We start from the raw sequence: 19,274 nt of genomic DNA, 5'->3' as shown, positions 1-19,274 counted from the left end.
GCCGTTCTCACAGAGCCAGGGCGCTCAGCTCCGCGCGGCCGGCCACACCGAGCTTCGGGTAGGCCTTGTACAGGTGGTACGCGACCGTCTTCGGGCTGAGGAAGAGCTGCGCGGCGATGTCCCGGTTGGACAGTCCCGTCGCGGCCAGCCGGACGATCTGCAGCTCCTGCGGGGTGAGGTCGGCGCCGGCCGACGCGGCGGGCTGCGGGGCACGCAGCCCGGTGGCCTCCAGCTCGCCGCGCGCCCGCGCCGCCCACGGCGCCGCCCCCAACTGGTCGAACGTGTGCAGGGCGCGCTGCAGCTGGCCGCGTGCCTCGGCCTTGCGCCGGGCGCGGCGCAACCACTCGCCGTACAGCAGCTCGGTGCGGGCCTGCTCGAACGCGCGGCCACCGGCCTTCAGGGCGAGCAGGTGATCCTGCTCGTCGCCGGTGAGCAGCGCCCGGCACCGGTACGCCAGGGACATCGCCCAGGGCTGGTCCACCCGCTCCGCCCAGGCCCGGAAACGGGCGTACGCCTCGCCGGCCCGCTCGGGCACGCCGGCCCGGACGGCCGCCTCGACCAGGTCGGGCACGCTCCGGTACGCGCACACCTGGTGGGCGTACGGGTTCTCCTGCAGGGCGGCGAGCCGGGCCACGGCGGACTCGGCGCGGCCCTGGCCGAGGTCGAGCAGGCCCAGCGCCCACAGCGTCCACGCCCGACCGCCCGCCTCCGCGCCCGCCGGGGCGCCGTCCAGCGCCGAGGCCACCAGGTCCCGGCAGCTCGCCTCGTCACCGGCCACCGCGGCGAGCACCGCCTGGACGGCACGTAACTGGCTGACCCAGAGCGGTTGGCCGCCGTCCCGGGCCACCCGCACCGCCTCGTCGAGGCTGACCGTGGCGTCCCGGTGGCGGCCGTGGAAGAACTCGGCCTCGGCGAGGAAGAACAGCAGGGTGGGCAGCAGGCCGAGGACGCCGTCGGCCCGGCAGCGGGCGACCAGGGCGCCGGCCAGCTCGTACGTCTCGGCGTCCTGCCCGGCGACGAAGCCGAGCCCGCAGAGTTGCAGCCGGTCGCGCGGTTCGCCGCCCACCTGGGCGGCGGTCGCGGCCAGCGGCAGCGGTCGGTCGCGCACGGCGGCGACCTGGTAGCGGGCCACCGGATGGTCGAGCGTGGCGAGCTGGTCGAGGCAGGCGCCCAGCTGCGGCTCACCGAGGTACCAGGCCGGGTGGAACGCGGCCACCAGCAACGCGTCCCGCTGTTCAGGGTCGAGCGTCGCGCCCTGGGTCATGAGGTCGTACGCGGTCTGGTGGCCGCCCTGCCAGAACCAGGCGTGCCCCTCGACCCAGGCGACGCGGGCGTGGAAGGTCGGGTCGGCCACGAGGCCGGCCGCCCGCTCGGCGAGCCGGACGGCGTCGCCGAGGCGCCCGGACTGCAGCCCGCTCTCCGCGGCCAGCAACAGCCGGCGCGCCTTCGCGGCCTCGTCCCCGCTCAGCTCCGCGGCGCGCTCGAACGCGGCCAGGGCGGCGCCGTAGCCGCTGCGCCCGCGGGCCTGCTCGGCGGTGCGTTCCAGCGCGGCGGCCACCCGCTCGTCCGGGCCCGTGGTGGCCGCGGCGAGGTGCCAGGCCCGCCGGTCGGCGGTGTCCGGCGCGGTGAGCACGTCCGCGAGCGCCCGGTGCGCCGCGAGCCGCTCCGGGTACGGTGCGGCCGCGTGCACCGCGGCGCGGACCAGCGGGTGACGGAACCGCAGCCGCCGTCCGGTGACCTCGACGAGCCGGGCCTCCTCCGCCGCGCGCAGGTCGGCTGGGCCGCCGCCGAGCGGCGCGGCGGCGCGCAGCAGCACGTCCAGGTCGCCGGTGTCCTCGACGGCGGCGACGCGCAGCAGCGCCCGGGTGCCGGCGGGCAGCCGGTCGACCTGGCCGTGGAACGCCGCGAGCAGCCGGTCGGTCAGCGGCAGCGGGCCGTCGGTCCCGCCGGCGGCGACGACTCCGGGCAGCTCGATCAGCGCGAGCGGGTTGCCCTGCGCCTCGGCCAGCACCCGCATCCGCACCTCCGGCGCGAGCCGCGGGTCGAGCAGCCGGACGGCGTCGGCCGGCGCGAGCGCGCCCACGGTCAGCTCGGGCAGGCCCGGGGCGGGGAAGCTGCCGTCCCGGGCCGCGAAGATCATGACGACGCCCTCGGCGTGCAGGCGGCGCGCGGCGAAGAGCAGCGCCTCGGCCGAGACGGTGTCCAGCCAGTGCGCGTCGTCGACGAGGCAGAGCAGGGGACCGTCCTCGGCGAGATCCGCCAGGAGCGACAGCACGGCGAGCCCCACCAGCAGCCGGTCGGCCGGAACGCCGCCGCCGAGGCCGAACGCGGCGGCGAGCACCTGCCGCTGCGGCCCGGGCAGCCGGTCGAGGCGGTCGAGCGCGGGCCGCACGAGCTGGCTCAGCCCGGCGAACGGCAGCTCGGCCTCGAACTCGGCGGCGCTGGCGCGCAGCACGCGCGCCGGGCCGGCGGCCGGTGACGCCAGCTCGGCCGCCCAGTCCAGCAGCGCCGTCTTGCCGATGCCCGGGCCGCCCCGCAGCACCAGCGCGGCGCTCTCCCCCGCCCGGGCCCGCGCCACCAGGGCCGCGATCCGGTCCTGCTCTGCGCCGCGGCCGTGCAACATTCCCGCACCCTACACAGGTACGCAGTACCTAAGCGCTACCGATTCCCGGGCCCCGGATCATCCCTAGCGTCGGGGCCATGGAACTGATCGAGAAGTACCTCACCGCCTGGAACACCACCGACCCCGCCGCCCGCCGAGCCCTCATCGACGAGGTCTGGACCGCCGACGGGACGTACACCGACCCGCTGGCCGCCGTCGCCGGGCGCGACCAGATCGACGCGCTGATCGCCGGCGTGCAGCAGCAGTTCCCGGGCCTGGAGTTCCGCCTCGCCGGCCCGGTCGACGCGCACCACGACCTGGCCCGCTTCACCTGGCACCTCGGCCCGCGCGGCGCCGAGCCGATCGTCGTCGGCTTCGACGTCGCGGTCGTCGCCGACGGCCGGATCACCACCGTGCACGGCTTCCTGGACCGGGTGCCGGCATGACCGTCCTGGCCGCGCGGCCGGCGCCGGTCACCGCCCCGGCCGCCCGCTCCGTCAGCTTCCTGCCGGTGCTGCTGACCGCCACGTTCATGACGGCGATCGACGCGTTCATCGTCAACGTGGCACTGCCGGCGATGCAACGCGACCTCAACGCCGGCCCGGCCGCCCTGGAGTGGGTGGTCGCCGGCTACGTCCTCGCGGTGGCCGCCGGCCTGATCACCGGTGGCCGGCTGGGTGACCGGTACGGCCGCCGCCGGATCTTCGGGCTCGGCCTCGCGCTGTTCACCGCCGCCTCGGTGCTCTGCGGGCTCGCGCCCACCGCGGGCGTCCTGCTCGGCGCCCGGGTGCTGCAGGGGCTCGCGGCGGCGCTGCTCATGCCGCAGGTGCTGGCCATCGTGCGCACCAGCGTCGCGCCCGCCGAGCAGCCGAAGGCGTTCGCCCGGTACGGCCTCACGATGGGCCTGGGCGCCGTCTTCGGGCAGTTGATCGGCGGCCTGCTCATCCAGGCCGACCTGTTCGGCCTGGACTGGCGGCTGTGCTTCCTGATCAACCTGCCGATCGGCGTGGCAGCGCTGGCCCTCCTCCGCCGGGTGCCCGAGTCCCGCCACCCGGCGGCCCGGCTCGACCTGGCCGGCGTGGTGCTGGTCAGCGCGGCGCTGGTGGCGCTGGTGCTCCCGCTGGTGGAGGGGCGTGAACAGGGCTGGCCGCTCTGGACGTGGCTGAGCCTGGCCGCCTCGGTGCTGCTGTTCGCGCTGTTCGTGACGACCCAGCGGCGCAGCGGGCAACCCCTGGTGCACCCGGCGCTGTTCCGCGAGCGGGCGTTCTCGGTGGGGTTGGTGGCGACCCAGGTGTTCTGGATGGGGCAGGCCTCCTTCTTCCTCATCCTGGCCCTCTACCTGCAGGTCGAACGGGGCCTGTCGGCGCTGGAGTCCGGCGTCGTCTTCACCGCGATCGGCGCCGGCTACCTGGCCACCTCGACGTACGCCCACCGGATCGCCGCCCGGCTCGGTCGCCAGGTGGTCACGGTCGGCGCGCTGGTGATGGTGGTGGGCCTGTACGGCATGTGGGCGGCGGCCGGCCACGGGACCGGCTGGCTCGTGCCGGGGCTCGCGGTGGACGGCATCGGGATGGGCATCGCGCTCGCGCCGCTCACCACCACGGTGCTGGCCCGGGTCAGCCCGTCGCACACCGGCGCCGCCGCCGGCGTGCTCGCCACGGTCAACCAGACCGGCAACGCTGTCGGCGTGGCCCTGATCGGCATCGTCTTCTACCAGGCCGCCGACCTGACCGGCGGGTTCCGCGCCGGGCTGGTCGCGCTCGTCGCGTTGGAACTCGCGCTGGCCGCGGTCATCCAACTGCTGCCGAAGCGATGACGCCGATCCACCGGCCGCCGTCCCCGCGACGGCGGCCGGTGCAACGGTGCTTCCTAGCTCTCCGCCTCCTCGGGCTCGACCAGCAGGCGGGCGTAGTTGGCCATGGAACGCTGGTAGCGGGGCAGGTGCGGGGCCAGCGCGGCGACCGCGACGGCGACGGCCTCCCGTTCCCGGCCCACGCTGGTCAGCGCCAGGGCCAGCGTGGCGCTGACCGCGTCGTCGAGCTCGTCGGCCGGCTGCTGCCGCTCGGCCGTGAGCAGGTCGACCGCCTCCTCCGCCCGGCCCACGTTGCGCAGCGAGCTGGCCAACTGGATCACCGACCGCCGGCGGCGGATGCCGGAGATGCCGCCGGCCAGCGCGGCCCGGTACAGCGGCACGGCCCGGTCGGAGTGGCCGGTGGAGTCGAAGGCGCAGGCGCGCTCGAACGCGGCCACGGGGTCGCCGTCCGGCAGTTCGGCGGCGAGCGCGTCGACGCGTTTGCGGAACTCCGCGGGTTCGTGGTCGTCGATGGAAGCCCACAGTTCGGCGCTGCGTCGTTCCCAGTCCGGTGATGTCGTCATGGCGGCGATGGTGGCCGGAACGGGTAGGGTGTCGCCAGTGATTCGGCGAGGAGCGAATCACTGGAGGGACGGACATGGCGATCACGCTGCGGTTCAGCCCGGCCGACCTCATGCGCTGCCGGTTCGCCGTGTCGCCGGCGCTGGAGACGATCGAGGCCATCCGGCTGACCACACCCGAAGACACCCCCGGCTACCACCAGGGCTTCCTCCACGCGATGCGGGACCGTCTGGCGGCGCTGGACCTGCGCCCGGTCACGCTGCTGCAACCCCGCCGCGGTTACAGCCCGGACTTCCTGTCCCCGCCGCCGACCACGGCCCGTCCCCGCTTCGAGGAGGAGCTGGCCCGCATCGAGGCGACCCCCCTCGACCGGGTGGCCGGGGAGATCGCCCGCTCGCTGCACGAGACCCGCGGCGCGGCGCGCAGCTCGGTGGGCCGCCGGCTGCTGGCCGACCCGGCCGACGCGCTGCGCCTGCTCACCGGCGTGATCCGGAACGTGTGGGACGAGGTGATCCGGCCGGTGTGGCCGAACGTCCGCGCCCTGCTCGACGCCGACGTGGCCCATCAGAGCCGCCGGCTCGCCGAGGGCGGCCTGGACCGCCTCTTCGCCGAACTGCACCCCCAGCTGCGCTGGCACGACGGGGTCCTCACCCGCGACCGCGGTGACCACGAGGACCGCCAGCTCACCGGCGAGGGCCTGCTGCTCATCCCGAGCGCGTTCAAGTTCGACCAGGTCCTGGTGATCCTCGACGAGCCGTGGCAGCCCACCGTGATCTATCCGGCGCGCGGCCTGGGCACCCTGTGGCAGTCGACGCGGACGCAGGAGCTGGCGGCCGCGGGCCGCCTCATCGGGCGCAGCCGCGCCACCCTCCTGGCCGGGCTGACCGAGCCCGTCAGCACGACCGTCCTGGCCCACCGGCACGCCCTGGCAGCCGGCACCGTGTCGCAGCATCTGACCGTGCTCCGCGAGGCCGGGCTGGCGGTGGGCGAGCGTCACGGGCACGAGATCCGCTACCGCCGCACGCCGCTGGGCACCGCGCTGCTCAGCGGGACGCTCCCCGCCTGACGACGGGCACCAAACCGCACAGCGGGGCGCTCCCCGCCTGACGACGGCGGGCGCCAAACCGCGCAGCCGGGCGCATTACGGACGAACCGGCGGAGCGGACGACCGGCGGTCCGGGGAATGACGTCGACCGGGGCGGGCAATCGACCCGGGTACCGGCGGACGAGACCAGTGAGGTGCGCGATGACGGGCAGCAGCGGGCGGGGCGACAGGCAGCAGCCGGAGGCGGCGAACCCCTGGGTCACCCGGGACGGCTTCGACGCCGAACCGCCGTGGGGCCTGGGCGAGCACGATCCGATGGACGAGGGCAGCGAGGAGACCGCCGTACCCGAGGGACGGCGCGGCGAGCGCCGTGCCGATACGCCGGCCGCGCCGTCGGTCCGATCCGGCCGGCACGGGTTCGGACCGGTCGAGCCCACCCGTACGCAGATGGCGGGTCCCGGCGCGCCCCCGGACCCGGCGCCGACGCGACGGTCGTTCCCCGACGACGCGGACATCGACGTCCAGTCGGAGGACGCGCTGCGCACGCGCGGCCGGCGCTCCTGACCGGGGGCCGGGTCCGCTGACGCCCGCCGGTTGACCACCCGACCGAGCTGGGACCCGGGCGGCGCTCGCCGGTGTACGGTCGGGAAATGGGCCTTCCCACCGCAGTGACCACCGCCGGGTCCCTCATCGGCGGCTGGCAGCTCGCCCGCCGGACCGGTAACCGTCCCCTCGGCGGCGCGGTCCTCGCCACGGGCGGTGTGCTGGCGGGCCGCGAGTGGGCCCGGCGGACCAGCCCCGCCGTGACGGCGGCCCTGCTCGCGACCTACGCCGGGGCCTTCGGCCTGTCGCACCCGCTGGCCAGGCGCATCGGCGCGTGGCCCTCGGTGCTGGTCGTCTCCGCGCTCACCGCGGCCGCCTCGTACGCCGCGGCGGACCGCCACGCCCCGCGCTGAGCCACGCGCCCGGCCCACGGGCCGGGACATTTGTCACCGCACACCGCGTACCGGCGGCTCTGCCCCGCTCGTGGAGACCTCCATAGCGTCACGGGCATGGATGACACCGCGGTACGCCTCACCGGGCTCACCCGGCGGTTCGGAGCCGTTCGGGCCGTCGACAACCTCGACCTGACCATCGCGCGGGGAACCACCCTCGCCCTGCTCGGACCCAACGGCGCGGGGAAGACCACCGCCATCTCGATCATGCTCGGCCTCACCCCGCCCGACGCGGGCACCGTGTCCCTGTTCGGCCGGTCCCCCGCCGAGGCGGTCCGGGCCGGCCTGGTCGGCGCCATGCTCCAGGACTCCGGCGTGGTGCCCGGCGCCACCGTCCGCGAGGTGATCGAGCTGGCCCGCGCGCTCTACCCGCGCCCGTTGGCCACCGACCGGATCCTCGCGACCGCGGGGCTGACCGACCGGGCCGACCGGCGGTGGGACAGGCTCTCCGGCGGCGAGGCGCAACGCGCCCGGTTCGCGTTCGCACTGGCCGGCGCGCCGGACCTGCTGGTCCTCGACGAGCCGACCGCGGCCATGGACGTCGCGGCCCGGCAGGCCTTCTGGGCCGCCATCCAGCGGTACGCCGCCGAGGGCCACACCGTCCTGTTCAGCACCCACCACTTGCACGAGGCGGACGAGTTCGCCGACCGGGTCGTGGTGCTCGCCGCGGGTCGGGTGGTGGCCGACGGGCCGCCCGCGGAGATCCGTGGCCTGGCCGGCGGCCGTACCGTCGCGTTCGACCTCGCCGGGGCGACGGCCGACGGGCTGGAGCGGTTGCCCGGCGTCCGATCCGTGGCGGTGCGGGGCGACCGGGTGGTCCTCTGCACCGACGACGCCGACGCCACCGTCCTGGCGCTGGCCGCCGACCGCGGCTTCCGGAACCTGGAGGTCTCCGCCGCGCTGGAGACCGCCTTCCTCACCCTCACGGCCACCGGAACGGAGCACTGACATGCGCGCCTACCTGCGATTCGAGCTGCGCCGGCTGGCCCGGGACCCCCGCCTCGCGCTGTTCACCGTCCTGGGCCCCGTGGTCACGTACCTGATCTTCTCGGGTCTGACCAGCGGCGGCGACCGGCTGGAGGGTGTGGACGCGGCGGCCGCCCTCATGGTGGGGCTGGCCGGGTACGGCGCCGTGGCGGGCGTGCTCTCGGTGGGGTCGCTGGTCGCCCAGGAACGCGCGGTGGGCTGGCTGCACCAGCTCCGCGTCACCCCGCTGCCGCCCTGGCGGGCGGTCGGCGCGAAGGCCCTGGTCTGCACGCTCAGCGGGGTGCCGTCGGTGCTCGCGGTCGGCGTCACCGGGTGGCTCCAGCACCACATCGAGCTGGGTGCCGGCCGGTGGCTCGCGCTGCTGCTGCTCATGTGGGTCGGTACGGTGCCCTTCGCCCTGCTCGGGCTCGCCATCGGGTACGGGGTCGCGCCGCACCTCGCCCAGCCGGTCAACTTCCTGGCCTTCCTCGGCCTGTCGGTGCTCGGTGGCCTGCTGGTGCCGGTCACGTACTTCCCCACCGCGTTGCGGCAGCTGGCGCACGCGTTACCGACGTACCGGTACGCCGAACTCGGCTGGCGGTCGGTCGCCGGGCTGGCGCCCACCCCGTCCGGGTTGGGGCTGCTCACGGCGTGGACCGTGGTCTTCGCGGCCGTCGCGGCGTGGGCCTACCGGCGCGCGACCGCACGCCGTTGACGGCCGCTACGGTGTCCACCATGCCCCGGGACAGCCCCGCGCCGGGTGCCGCCGACCGGAGCCGGCAGCGCCGCGGCCTCGTGCTCGTGGCCGCTCACACGCTGTGGCTGTGGCTGCTGCTGCCCCCGGCCGCCGCCATCACACGAGGGCAGGTGCAGCCCGCACCCGTGGCAGCGGTCGGACTGGGCGCCTTCGCGCTGCTCTACCTCGCGCTGGTGGCCGTGCCCGTGGCGGACCTGGCGGTCCGGCCGGCTCTGCACCACGCCGGTCTGGCCCTGCTCGCGCTGCTCGGGCTCGCCGCCGCCTACGCGGGCGCCCCGGAGGGCTGGCTGGCCCTGCTCCTGTACGTCTGCTCCGCGGGCGCGGTGGGGCTGGTCCGGACGGGCTGGGGCTTCGGCTGGGTCGGCGGCAGCGTCGCCGCCGTCCTGGTGATCGGGACAGCGCGCCGCCTGCCGGCCGACGACACCGCCCAGGTGGCCCTCATCACGCTGCTCGGCGGCGCCATGACCCTGGCGTTCACGCGGGTGGCCCGCCTGGTGGACGAGCTCCGCCGCACCCAGCGGGAGCTGGCCCGGACGGTGGTGGAGCGGGAACGACTCCGGTTCGCCAAGGACCTGCACGACCTGCTCGGGCACACCCTGTCGCTGGTGGTGGTGAAGGCGGAGGTGGTGCGGCGGCTCACCCCGACGGACCCGGGCCGGGCCGCCGCCGAGGCGGCCGACATCGAGCGGATCGGACGCACCGCGCTCGCCGAGGTCCGCGAGGCGGTCACCGGCTACCGCGAGCACGGCTTCGGCCGGGAGCTGGACAACGCGCGGAGCGTCCTGGCCGACGTCGGCATCACGGTCACCGTGCGGGAGAGCGGGCATCCGCTCGACGTCGAGGCCGACGATGCGTTCCGGTGGGTGCTGCGCGAGGGCGTGACCAACGTGCTGCGGCACAGCCGCGCGTCGCGGTGCGACATCGAGGTCAGCGCCGACGCCGAGAGGGCGGTGCTGACCGTCCGGGACGACGGCGTGGGTGGCCGGCCCGAGCCGGGCAACGGCCTGCGTGGTCTCACCGAGCGCATCGAGCAGGCGGGCGGGACCCTCCACGTCGGCCCGGCCCGCGGTGGTGGACTGCTGCTCACCGCCCGGGTCCCCGCGGTCCCACAGGGGACGGTGACCGCATGATCCGGCTGCTGCTCGCGGAGGACCAGGGCATGATGCGCGGCGCGCTGGCCCTGCTGTTGAACCTCGAACCCGACATCGAGGTGGTGGCGGAGGCGGGGACCGCCGCCGAGGCGTTGGAGGCGGCCCTGAGCAACCGCCCGGACGTGGCGCTGCTGGACATCGAGCTGCCCGACGGCAGCGGCCTGGACACCGCGGCGACGCTGCGGGAACGGTTGCCCGGCTGCCGGGTGCTGATCCTCACCACCTTCGGCCGGCCCGGCTACCTGCGGCGGGCGATGGAGGCCGGCGCCGCCGGTTTCCTGGTCAAGGACGGGCCGGTGGAGGAACTGGCGTCGGCGGTCCGGCGCGTCCTGGCCGGTCAGCGGGTGATCGATCCGGCTCTCGCGGCGGCGGCCCTGTCGACCGGCCCGAACCCGCTCACCGACCGGGAGCGGAACGTGCTGGCCGCCGCCGTGGACGGCGCCACCGTCGCCGACATCGCGGCCCGCCTGCGCCTGTCCGAGAGCACCGTCCGCAACTACCTGTCGGCCGCCATCGGCAAGACCGGCACCCGCAACCGGATCGAGGCGGCCGTCAGCGCCCGGGCGAACGGCTGGATCTAGGCCCGGATCCGCGCGCCCCACGAGGTCCCCGGCGTCCGCCTATGATCCGGCGACGGCGACGGTGACGGAGGAACGAAGTGATCGACGCGGTCTTCTTCGATGTCGGCGGGACGATTCTCGACGAGTCCCGCGAGTTCGGGGACTGGGCGGACTGGTTCGGCGTTCCACGGCACACCTTCTCGGCGGTTTTCGGCGCGGCGATCGCACGGGGCCTGGACTGGCAGGAACCGTTCCGGGTCTTCCGGCCCAACTTCAACCTCGCGGTCGAGCTCGAACGGCGGGCAGCCGCCGGCAAACCGGAGGCGTTCGGCGAAGAGGATCTCTACCCCGACGCGCGATCGTGCCTGAGGTCCCTGAAGGACCAGGGCCTGTTCGTGGGCCTGGCCGGCAACCAGCCGGCCCATGCCGAGGCGAGCCTCCGGGCTCTCGACCTGCCCGTGGATGTGATCGGCACGTCGCACGGTTGGGGCGTGGCGAAGCCGGCACCGGCCTTCTTCGCGCACGTCATCCGTGCGAGCGGTGGTGCCGCGTCGTCGATCCTGTACGTCGGCGACCGGCCCGACAACGACGTACGCCCGGCCATGGCGGCTGGCATGAAGACGTGCCTGATCCGGCGCGGCCCGTGGGGTCACATCCTCGACATGCCCGCCGTGGCCGCGCAGTGCCTGTTCCGCATCGATTCGCTGGACGAACTTCCGAACCTGGTGGCGAAGCACAACGCGGCAGGCGGCTGACGGCAGGTGGGCGGCGGAGAATGCACGCGGCCAACGATGAATCCAGGCGGCTCTCGCTCATTGCCCACGGCCTGAGAACTTCGTCGGCCCGAGAACTTCGCCCCACTTTAATGTATATCGCACCAGGGGTCTTGCCGCAAGACCCGGGTGGTGCCGCAGAATCGTCGGCCGGACCCAGGAACGTACGAAGAAACGGGGCACGACGTGCGCATGTTGTGGGCGACCGGTCGGGAGCGCGGTGACGTCGAATCGCTGATGGCATCGGCGACGGCCACCTCGGAGGTGTCGCGATGACCGAGCGGTACGTGCGGGGTCTCCCCGAGGTCGACGAGGGGCAGGTCGCGATCGTCGGCGGCAAGGGCGCGCATCTCGGGGCGCTGACCCGGATCGACGGCATCGACGTGCCGCCCGGCTTCTGCGTCACGACGGACGCCTTCCGGCGGGTCATGGCCGAGGCGCCGTCGATCGACGACCGGCTCGACGAGCTGTCGCGCCTGGCCCCGGACGACCGGGAGGCGATCCGCGCGGTCAGCGCGGAGGTCCGCCGGACCATCGAGGGAACCGCCCTTGCCGACGATGTGGCGGCGGCGATCACCCGCGCTCTCACCCGACTCGGGGAACAGGCGGCCTACGCCGTCCGATCGAGCGCGACGGCCGAGGACCTGCCGACGGCCTCCTTCGCGGGCCAGCAGGACACCTACCTCAACGTCCTGGGGACGGCCGCGATCCTCCAGCACGTCAGCCGGTGCTGGGCCTCGCTCTTCACCGAGCGGGCCGTGACCTACCGCCAGCGGAACGGCATCGACCACCGCACCGTCCACATGGCCGTCGTCGTGCAGAAGATGGTCTTCCCGCAGGTGTCCGGCATCCTGTTCACGGCCGACCCCGTGACGTCCCACCGGAAGGTCGCCACCGTGGAGGCCAGCTTCGGCCTCGGCGAGGCTCTGGTCTCCGGGCTGGTGAACGCGGACGCCTACACGGTGCGGGAGGGTGCGATCGTCGACCGGACGATCGGCACGAAGCGGCTCGCCGTCCACGCCCTACCGGCCGGCGGGACGACCGAACAGGCGATCGACGCGGCGTGGCAGGACCGGCCGGCGCTCACGGATGCACAGGTCATCCGGCTGGTGCAGCTGGGCCGGCGGATCGAAGCCCACTTCGGCCACCCACAGGACATCGAATGGTGCCTGGTCGACGGCGACTTCCAGATCGTGCAGAGCCGGCCGATCACCACGCTGTTCCCCGTCCCCGAGACCGGCGACGGAGGGAACCACGTCTTCATCTCGGTCGGTCACCAGCAGATGATGACCGACCCCATGAAGCCCCTGGGGCTCTCCGTGTGGCAGCTGACGGCCATGGCACCGATGTACGACGCCGGCGGCAGGCTGTTCGTCGACGCCACCCGGGCCCTGGCAGCGCCGTCGAGCCGCGCCGGCCTGCTGGAGATGGCGGGCAGATCCGATCCCCTGGTCCGGGACGCGCTGGAGACCGTCATCGACCGCGGCGACTTCCTCCCGTCGCTCCCCGACCAGGCCCCGACGGGGCCGCGCGCCGGCGGCGCGCCGGCGCCGATCGAGACCGATCCGGCCATCGTCACCGACCTGATCGACCGCAGCCAGGCGTCCATCGCCACCCTGCGGCGCGACATCGCGACGCAGTCCGGCCCGGCGCTGTTCGAGTTCCTCCTGGCGGCGTTCCAGGAGCACAAGCGGCTCCTGGCCGAACCGCGGAGCATGCAGGCGATCATGGCGGGCATGGAGGCCACCTGGTGGCTCAACGACCAGCTGTGGGCATGGCTGGGCGAGAAGAACGCGGCCGACACGCTGACCCTGTCCGCGCCGCACAACGTCACGTCGGAGATGGGCCTGGCGCTCCTGGACGTCGCCGACGTCATCCGCCCGCACGCCGAGGTGGTCGCCTTCCTGCGGGAGGTCGAGGACGAGGACTTCCTGGACGAGCTGGCCACGCTCCCGGGCGGCCCGGAAGCACGGGAGGCCATCCTGGCCTTCCTCGACACATACGGCATGCGCTGTGTCGGCGAGATCGACATCACGAGGCCGCGCTGGAGCGAACGCCCCACCACCCTCGTGCCCGTCATCCTCGACAACATCCGGAACTTCGCGCCGGGCGCCCGGGAGCGGCGCTTCGAGCAGGGGCGCCAGGAGGCGGCGAAGAAGGAACAGGACGTCCTGGCACGCCTGCGGGCCCTGCCGGACGGCGAGCGGAAGGCGGACGAGGCCAAGCGGATGATCGACCGGGTCCGCACCTTCATCGGGTACCGGGAGTATCCGAAGTACGCCATCGTCAGCCGCTACTTCGTCTACAAGCAGGCCCTGCTCAGGGAGGCCGAACGCCTCGTGCGGGCGAACGTCCTCCGCGAGAAGGAGGACATCTTCTTCCTCACGTTCCAGGAGCTGCACGACGTCGTACGCACGAACCAGGTGGATGACCGGCTCATCCGCAGGCGGAAGGACGACTTCCGGTCGTATCACGCGCTCACGCCACCCCGGGTGCTCACCTCGGAGGGTGAGGGCATCACCGGGGCGTACCGACGCGACGACGTGCCGGCCGGCGCGCTGGTCGGCCTCCCGGTCTCCGGCGGGGTCGTCGAGGGGCGGGCCCGGGTCATCCTGGACCTGGCCGACGCCGACCTCGACCCCGGCGACATCCTGGTCACCGCGTACACCGACCCGAGCTGGTCACCCCTGTTCGTCGCGGTCAAGGGACTGGTGACCGAGGTCGGCGGCCTCATGACCCACGGTGCGGTGGTCGCCCGGGAGTACGGCCTGCCCTCCGTCGTCGGCGTGGCGCACGCGACCAGGCTGATCCGGGACGGGCAGCGGATCCGCGTGCACGGCACCGACGGCTACGTGGAGATCCTGCCCTGACCGACCCCCGTGGCAGAAGGATCGGGTCGGGGCGGCGTCGGTGCCTCAGACCGCGGCGGCGCCGGGGGCTTCCGGAGGGTCCGACGGGTCCGCGTCGGGATCGGTGTTCGGTTCCTCGGTCGGGAAGAGGATCGGGCTGAGGAGGTATCGGGCGCGGTCGGGTGTCGATCGGTTCGCCAGCCGGGGCGCGATGGCCGTCCGCAGTTCGCCGATCAGCTCACGGAGTTCGTCCCTGCTGAGCCAGAGCGCGTGCTGTCGGTAGCCGACGAGGTCCGCCGCCGGGTCGGCGTTCTCGCGGTCGAGGTAGGCGTCGAACTCGGCGAGCAGGGCGGCCATCGCGGTGGCGAACGCCCGTCGATGGTCGTCGGCGGAGAGGAGTTCCATCACGGCGGGGTCGATGACCGCCCGGTCCTGGCGCAGGCGGTATCGACGCTCCACCGCGCCGCGTACCCGGCGCTCGTCGGCGACCTCCAGGATGCCTCCGCCGGCCAGCAGGTCGACGTGCCGGTAGACGGTCGCCTTCGAGACATCGGAGATCCGGGCGCAGAGCTGCGCGGTCGTGAGCGTGCGGCCGCCCCGCATGGCGTGCACGATCCGCAGCCGCACCGGGTGGGCCAGGAGCTCCAGGACGTCCATCGCCCAACGATCTCATACGTGCTAACGTTCGCAACAATTGAGAATGGAAGGGGCGGGGATGATCTCAGGAAGCAGGCCGGCGGAGCACGCCCTCGAGGTCGTCGCACTGGCCCGCGACGGCCGCTTCGCCGAGATCGAGAAGCGGTTCGCCCCCGCGCTGCGGGCCGTCGTCTCCGCCGGGACACTGCGGGCGGCCTGGGAGGCCGAGATCGGCAGATCCGGGGCGCTCCGCGTCGTGGGCGCACCGCTGAGCGAGCCGACCGCCGCCGGCCTGGTCCGGGTGAGCGTTCCGGTGACCTGCGAGCGCGGCGACCGCACGGTGATCATGTCCGTCGACGCCGACGGCATGCTGCACGGTCTCCGCCTCGCACCCGGTGCGCCCGCCGCGTGGACTCCGCCGCCCTACGCGTCCCCGACCATGTTCGACGAGCACGAGGTCACCGTGGGCTCGGGTCCGCTCGCTGTCGCCGGCACGGTGAGCCTGCCCCGCAGGCCCGGCCCCCGTCCCGGCGTCGTCCTGCTCAGCGGCGGAGGGCCGTTCGACCGTGACGAGACCAGCGGCCCGAACAAGCCGCTCAAGGACCTCGCCTGGGGGCTGGCCAGCCGCGGCGTCGCGGTGGCGCGCTTCGACAAGGTGACCCACACGCATGCCGGCCAGGTGGCCGAGGCTCGCGATTTCACCATGACCGACGAGTACGTGCCGCACGCCGTCGCCGCCGTTCACCTCCTCCAGCGACAGCCGACAGTGGACCCCACCCGCGTCTTCGTCCTCGGACATAGCATGGGCGGCAAGGTCGCGCCGCGCGTGGCAGCCGCTGAGCCGTCCGTGGCCGGCCTGGTGCTCCTGGCCGCCGACGCGCAGCCGATGCACCGGGCCGCCGTGCGGGTCGCCCGCTACCTCGCCTCGCTGACCGGCGACCCGGCGACGCAGGAGTTCGTGCGTGTGCTCCTGCGGCAGGCCGCGCTGGTCGACAGCCCGCACCTGTCCCCGTCGACACCGGCCGCCGACCTGCCGCTCGGCCTGTCCGCCTCGTACTGGCGGGACCTGCGCGGTTACGACCCGGTCTCCACGGCGGCCGCACTGGACAAGCCGATGCTCATCCTCCAGGGCGGCCGCGACTACCAGGTGACCGTCGACGACGACCTCGCGCGATGGGAGGCCGGGCTCACGGACCGGCCCGGCGTCACGATCCGTGTCTACGACGCCGACAACCACCTGTTCTTCCGCGGCACCGGCCGTCCCGGGCCCGCCGATTACGAGGCGGCGCAGCACGTCGACCCCACCGTCGTCGCCGACATCGCCGACTGGCTGGCGCCGGCCCGCCAGTCGTGACGTCTCCCCCGCTGTCGGCCCTCCGCCCGACGCTCGCCGGCGCGGCGAACGACGGGGCGCGTTTCGACGGAATGGACGACGCTCGGCTCACCCGTCCCGTCCTGACCGGGCCGCGCCCCGCGTCTCCACTGGTCCGGGAAACGTCCCGGCTGCGGCGATTCACCGGTCGAGGGCGCCGGAAATCGCACTTTCGGAGCCACCCGAAACGGCACAAGCACCTTGAGGGAGTGCCGGTCGGGCGTAGGCCGGAAATTGTCGCCCTCCCGGGACCACTTTCGGCAACCGCGCCGTGCCCGCATGGCGGGCGATTACGGTGCAAAGACGTGACCATTATTCGCGCCGCCGCGGTAGTGCTCAGCGCCGTCCTGACCGTGCCCGCCACGGTGTCGGCGTCACCGGCGCGGGCCGCCACGCCGTACCTGCCCTGCCCGACCGTGACGCCGCCGGTTGCCCCACCGGCCGCACCGTCTCCGCCACCGGTCGGTCCCGCCGACCTCGCCGTCGGCGGCGAGTCGCTGGCGACGGCGGGACTGTCCGTCCCGGCCGGTGCGCCGGCGGCCCCGGCGGTGACCGCCACCTCGTGGCTGGTGGCCGACCTGGACAGTGGCGCGGTGCTGGGCGGGTGTGGACCGCACGAGCACCGCACGCCGGCCAGCGTGCAGAAGATGCTGCTCGCCGCGGCCCTGATGCCCCGCCTCGACCCGAACCGGGTGGTCGAGGTGACCCGGGCGGATCTGCAGGACCTCGATCCGGCCAGCTCGGTGATGGGGCTGGTGCCCGGCGGCCGGTACTCGATCGAGAGCCTGTGGCTGGGGCTTCTCCTGAAATCCGGAAACGACGCCGCCAACGTGCTGGCCCGCGTCGGCGGTGGCGCCGACGGACGGCAGGGCGGCGTCCAGGCCATGAACGACGAGGCACACCGGCTGGGCGCACACCAGACCCACGCCGTGACACCGTCCGGCCTGGACGGTCCCGGTCAGTACACCAGCGCGTACGACCTGGCGCTGATCGCGCGCGCCACCTACGCCCGCGCGGACTTCCGGCGGTACGTCGCGACCCGGGTGGCGGAGGTGCCGGCAGCGCCGGGACGGGCCGGCTTCTCCCTGACCCACGACAACACCCTGCTGGACCACTACCCGGGGACGGTCGGCGGGAAGACCGGCTTCACCGACCTGGCACGGCAGACGTACGTGGGGGTGGCCGAGCGCAACGGCCGGCGGCTCGCCGTGACCCTGCTCGGCGCGGAGACCGCGCCGCTGGGCAGCCTGGGCGAGGCGGCGGCGCTGCTGAACTGGGGCTTCGCCCTCTCCCCCGGCGCGTCGGTCGGCCGCCTGGTCACCCCGGACGAGAAGAAGTACGACCGTCCCGTCGCCCAGGTCAGGGCCGAGCAGCACGGGGCGGCGCGGACCGGGCGGTCGACGCCGTGGCCGATCGTCCTCGGCGTCGGTGCCGCCGGCGCCCTGGCCGTCCTGCTGCTGGCGGTGCCCCGGCGACGGAGGGCGGCGCGGGCGGCGACCAGACGGTAGCCGGCGGGATCCGCCCCGGCGGTTGCGTACATTGCGGAGGTCACGCTGTCGCGAGGAGGAGAACCATGTCGAAGCCGCCGCTGCCCGAACCCGCGATCACCATGCTGCGCAAGGCGAACCCCGCGGTCATCGCCACGCTCCGGGCCGACGGTCAGCCGGTCTCCGCGGCCACCTGGTACCTGTGGGACGACGGTCGGATCATGGTGAACATGGACGAGGGCCGCCGCCGGCTCAGCCATCTCCGCAACGACCCCCGGGTCACCCTGACGGTGCTCGACGAGCAGGCCCGGTACACCCACGTCACGATCCTGGGGCGCGTCGTCGAACTCCGCGACGACGAGGACCTGGCCGACATCGACCGGCTCTCCCAGCACTACACCGGGAGGGCGTACCCGCGGCGCGATCGCCGGCGGGTGAGCGCCGTCATCGAGATCGACCGCTGGCACGGCTGGGGCGCGCTGAAGGACAACGACCAGGTCGGCTGAGCCGGTCAGGTGAGGGCGGGCGCCGCCAGGAGCGCGCGCAGCTCGCGGACCGCCGCCCGCCCGGCGCGGTTCGCGCCGACCGTGCTGGCGGACGGCCCGTAGCCGACCAGGTGGATCCGGGGATCGGCGACCACCCGGGTGCCGTCCATGACGATGCCGCCGCGAGGGCCGCGCAGGCGCAGGGGGGCCAGGTGGTCGAGCGCCGGCCGGAAGCCGGTGCACCAGAGGATGACGTCCACCTCCTGCGCGGCGCCGTCGCGCCACTGGACGCCGCCGGGGACGATCTTGTCGAACATCGGCCGGCGTCGGAGGAGACCCCGTTCCCGGGCTTCGCGCATCTGCGGTGTCCACGCCAGCTCGGTCGCGCTGGCGATGCTGCCCGGGGGGAGGCCGGCGCGTACGCGTGCCTCCACCTTGGCGACCACCTCGCGGCCGTAGTCCGGGGTAAACGGCCCGTCCCGGAACACCGGCGGGCGGCGGGTGACCCAGGTCGTCGTCGCCGCGACGTCGGCGATCTCGACCAGGAGCTGGACGGCCGAAGCTCCGCCCCCGACGACGACCACCCGCTTCCCGGCGAATTCCGCCGGTCCCCGGTAGTGGGCGGTGTGCAGCTGCCGCCCGAGGAACGTCTCCTGCCCGGGGTAGTACGGCACGAACGGCCTGGTCCACGTCCCCGTCGCGTTGATCAGTGCGCGGGTGGTCCAGGTGCCCTTGTCGGATTCGACGAGGAGTCGTCCGTCGCCGGCGTCCCGGACGGCCGTGACGGCGACCGGCCGCTGCACGTCGATGCCGAATTCACGCTCGAAGGCGGCGAAATAGGCCGGCACCGCGTCGGCGGCGGGTTCGTCCGGCGGCGGCGGCGTGAAGTGCATTCCGGGCAGGTCGAAGATGCCGTGCACGGTCGCCATGCGCAGCGTCGGCCACCGGTGCCGCCAGGCCCCGCCGGGCGCCGCGTCGGCGTCCAGAACGGCGAAGTCAAGACCGGAGGAGCGCAGGTGGTACGCGCTGGACAGCCCCGCCTGCCCAGCCCCGACAACCACCACATCCGTCTCCGGCACGTGCCGCACAACAGCTCCGGCCCGCCCGGACTTCCCACGGGCGATGGACCTCACACCGACTCCCCGAGCTGGCCAGGCCACCGGAGGTTGGTCGGACGATCGGCCGCCCCGGAGCAGCCGCACACCGGCACGTGGTGGCAGGA

The 19,274-nt window shown here is 74.3% G+C and carries 18 protein-coding genes; 14 read left to right on the top strand and 4 right to left on the bottom strand.

Annotated elements, in window-relative coordinates; genetic code table 11:
* Positions 1 to 7: 7 nt before the first annotated feature.
* The gene (locus RMN56_RS23270; protein WP_313719654.1) at positions 8 to 2,623 is read right to left on the bottom strand and encodes a helix-turn-helix transcriptional regulator; all 2,616 of its coding nucleotides are present in this window, start codon (positions 2,621 to 2,623) and stop codon (positions 8 to 10) included.
* Positions 2,624 to 2,700: 77 nt separating this feature from the next.
* Here RMN56_RS23270 and RMN56_RS23265 point away from each other — a divergent pair, with 77 nt between their 5' ends.
* A complete protein-coding gene (locus RMN56_RS23265) occupies positions 2,701 to 3,048 on the top strand; it encodes a nuclear transport factor 2 family protein (protein ID WP_313719653.1) in 348 nt (115 codons plus the stop codon).
* On the top strand, positions 3,045 to 4,418 hold the full coding sequence (locus tag RMN56_RS23260; protein WP_313719652.1) for an MFS transporter: 1,374 nt from the start codon (positions 3,045 to 3,047) through the stop codon (positions 4,416 to 4,418). The genes RMN56_RS23265 and RMN56_RS23260 overlap by 4 nt, the downstream gene beginning before the upstream one ends.
* 53 nt (positions 4,419 to 4,471) lie before the next feature.
* Here the strand turns inward: RMN56_RS23260 and RMN56_RS23255 are convergent, their stop codons facing one another.
* On the bottom strand, positions 4,472 to 4,978 hold the full coding sequence (locus RMN56_RS23255) for a tetratricopeptide repeat protein (RefSeq protein WP_313719651.1): 507 nt from the start codon (positions 4,976 to 4,978) through the stop codon (positions 4,472 to 4,474).
* Positions 4,979 to 5,052: 74 nt separating this feature from the next.
* Here RMN56_RS23255 and RMN56_RS23250 point away from each other — a divergent pair, with 74 nt between their 5' ends.
* The 9 genes from RMN56_RS23250 to rph all read left to right on the top strand — a co-directional run bounded on the left by RMN56_RS23250 (position 5,053) and on the right by rph (position 14,093).
* Positions 5,053 to 6,042, top strand: coding sequence for an ArsR/SmtB family transcription factor (locus tag RMN56_RS23250; RefSeq protein ID WP_313719650.1), 990 nt, complete (start codon positions 5,053 to 5,055; stop codon positions 6,040 to 6,042).
* 180 nt (positions 6,043 to 6,222) lie between these two features.
* Positions 6,223 to 6,585, top strand: coding sequence for a hypothetical protein (locus tag RMN56_RS23245; protein ID WP_313719649.1), 363 nt, complete (start codon positions 6,223 to 6,225; stop codon positions 6,583 to 6,585).
* 86 nt (positions 6,586 to 6,671) lie between these two features.
* Positions 6,672 to 6,977, top strand: coding sequence for a hypothetical protein (locus RMN56_RS23240; RefSeq protein ID WP_313719648.1), 306 nt, complete (start codon positions 6,672 to 6,674; stop codon positions 6,975 to 6,977).
* Positions 6,978 to 7,073: 96 nt separating this feature from the next.
* A complete protein-coding gene (locus RMN56_RS23235) occupies positions 7,074 to 7,964 on the top strand; it encodes an ABC transporter ATP-binding protein (protein ID WP_313719647.1) in 891 nt (296 codons plus the stop codon).
* A 1-nt stretch (position 7,965) separates the two neighbouring features.
* Positions 7,966 to 8,697: an ABC transporter permease gene (locus RMN56_RS23230; protein ID WP_313719646.1), complete on the top strand. Its 732-nt coding sequence runs from the start codon at positions 7,966 to 7,968 to the stop codon at positions 8,695 to 8,697.
* A 20-nt stretch (positions 8,698 to 8,717) separates the two neighbouring features.
* Positions 8,718 to 9,869: a sensor histidine kinase gene (locus RMN56_RS23225; protein ID WP_313719644.1), complete on the top strand. Its 1,152-nt coding sequence runs from the start codon at positions 8,718 to 8,720 to the stop codon at positions 9,867 to 9,869.
* Positions 9,866 to 10,471, top strand: coding sequence for a response regulator transcription factor (locus RMN56_RS23220; RefSeq protein WP_313719643.1), 606 nt, complete (start codon positions 9,866 to 9,868; stop codon positions 10,469 to 10,471). The genes RMN56_RS23225 and RMN56_RS23220 overlap by 4 nt, the downstream gene beginning before the upstream one ends.
* A gap of 77 nt (positions 10,472 to 10,548) precedes the next feature.
* The gene (locus RMN56_RS23215) at positions 10,549 to 11,205 is read left to right on the top strand and encodes an HAD family hydrolase (protein ID WP_313719642.1); all 657 of its coding nucleotides are present in this window, start codon (positions 10,549 to 10,551) and stop codon (positions 11,203 to 11,205) included.
* A gap of 290 nt (positions 11,206 to 11,495) precedes the next feature.
* The gene (rph, locus tag RMN56_RS23210; RefSeq protein WP_313719641.1) at positions 11,496 to 14,093 is read left to right on the top strand and encodes a rifamycin-inactivating phosphotransferase; all 2,598 of its coding nucleotides are present in this window, start codon (positions 11,496 to 11,498) and stop codon (positions 14,091 to 14,093) included.
* Positions 14,094 to 14,138: 45 nt separating this feature from the next.
* Here the strand turns inward: rph and RMN56_RS23205 are convergent, their stop codons facing one another.
* Entirely contained in the window at positions 14,139 to 14,729 is a 591-nt protein-coding gene (locus tag RMN56_RS23205; protein ID WP_313719640.1) for a helix-turn-helix domain-containing protein, read from the bottom strand.
* A 58-nt stretch (positions 14,730 to 14,787) separates the two neighbouring features.
* Here RMN56_RS23205 and RMN56_RS23200 point away from each other — a divergent pair, with 58 nt between their 5' ends.
* From RMN56_RS23200 to RMN56_RS23190, 3 genes are all read left to right on the top strand, one after another.
* Positions 14,788 to 16,062, top strand: coding sequence for an alpha/beta hydrolase (locus RMN56_RS23200; protein WP_313719639.1), 1,275 nt, complete (start codon positions 14,788 to 14,790; stop codon positions 16,060 to 16,062).
* 323 nt (positions 16,063 to 16,385) lie between these two features.
* Positions 16,386 to 17,588, top strand: a complete 1,203-nt coding sequence (locus RMN56_RS23195) for a D-alanyl-D-alanine carboxypeptidase family protein (protein WP_313719637.1) — start codon at positions 16,386 to 16,388, stop codon at positions 17,586 to 17,588.
* Positions 17,589 to 17,653: 65 nt separating this feature from the next.
* On the top strand, positions 17,654 to 18,073 hold the full coding sequence (locus RMN56_RS23190; RefSeq protein WP_313719635.1) for a PPOX class F420-dependent oxidoreductase: 420 nt from the start codon (positions 17,654 to 17,656) through the stop codon (positions 18,071 to 18,073).
* A 5-nt stretch (positions 18,074 to 18,078) separates the two neighbouring features.
* On the opposite strand, the gene RMN56_RS23185 is transcribed toward RMN56_RS23190, so the two are convergent.
* Positions 18,079 to 19,131 (bottom strand): FAD-dependent oxidoreductase, encoded by a 1,053-nt coding sequence (locus RMN56_RS23185; protein ID WP_313719634.1) that lies wholly within the window; start codon positions 19,129 to 19,131, stop codon positions 18,079 to 18,081.
* Positions 19,132 to 19,274 lie beyond the last annotated feature (143 nt).

The organism is Micromonospora halotolerans, from assembly GCF_032108445.1.
Taxonomy (GTDB): domain Bacteria; phylum Actinomycetota; class Actinomycetes; order Mycobacteriales; family Micromonosporaceae; genus Micromonospora; species Micromonospora halotolerans.
This window is presented reverse-complemented; position numbering and strand designations above follow the sequence as displayed.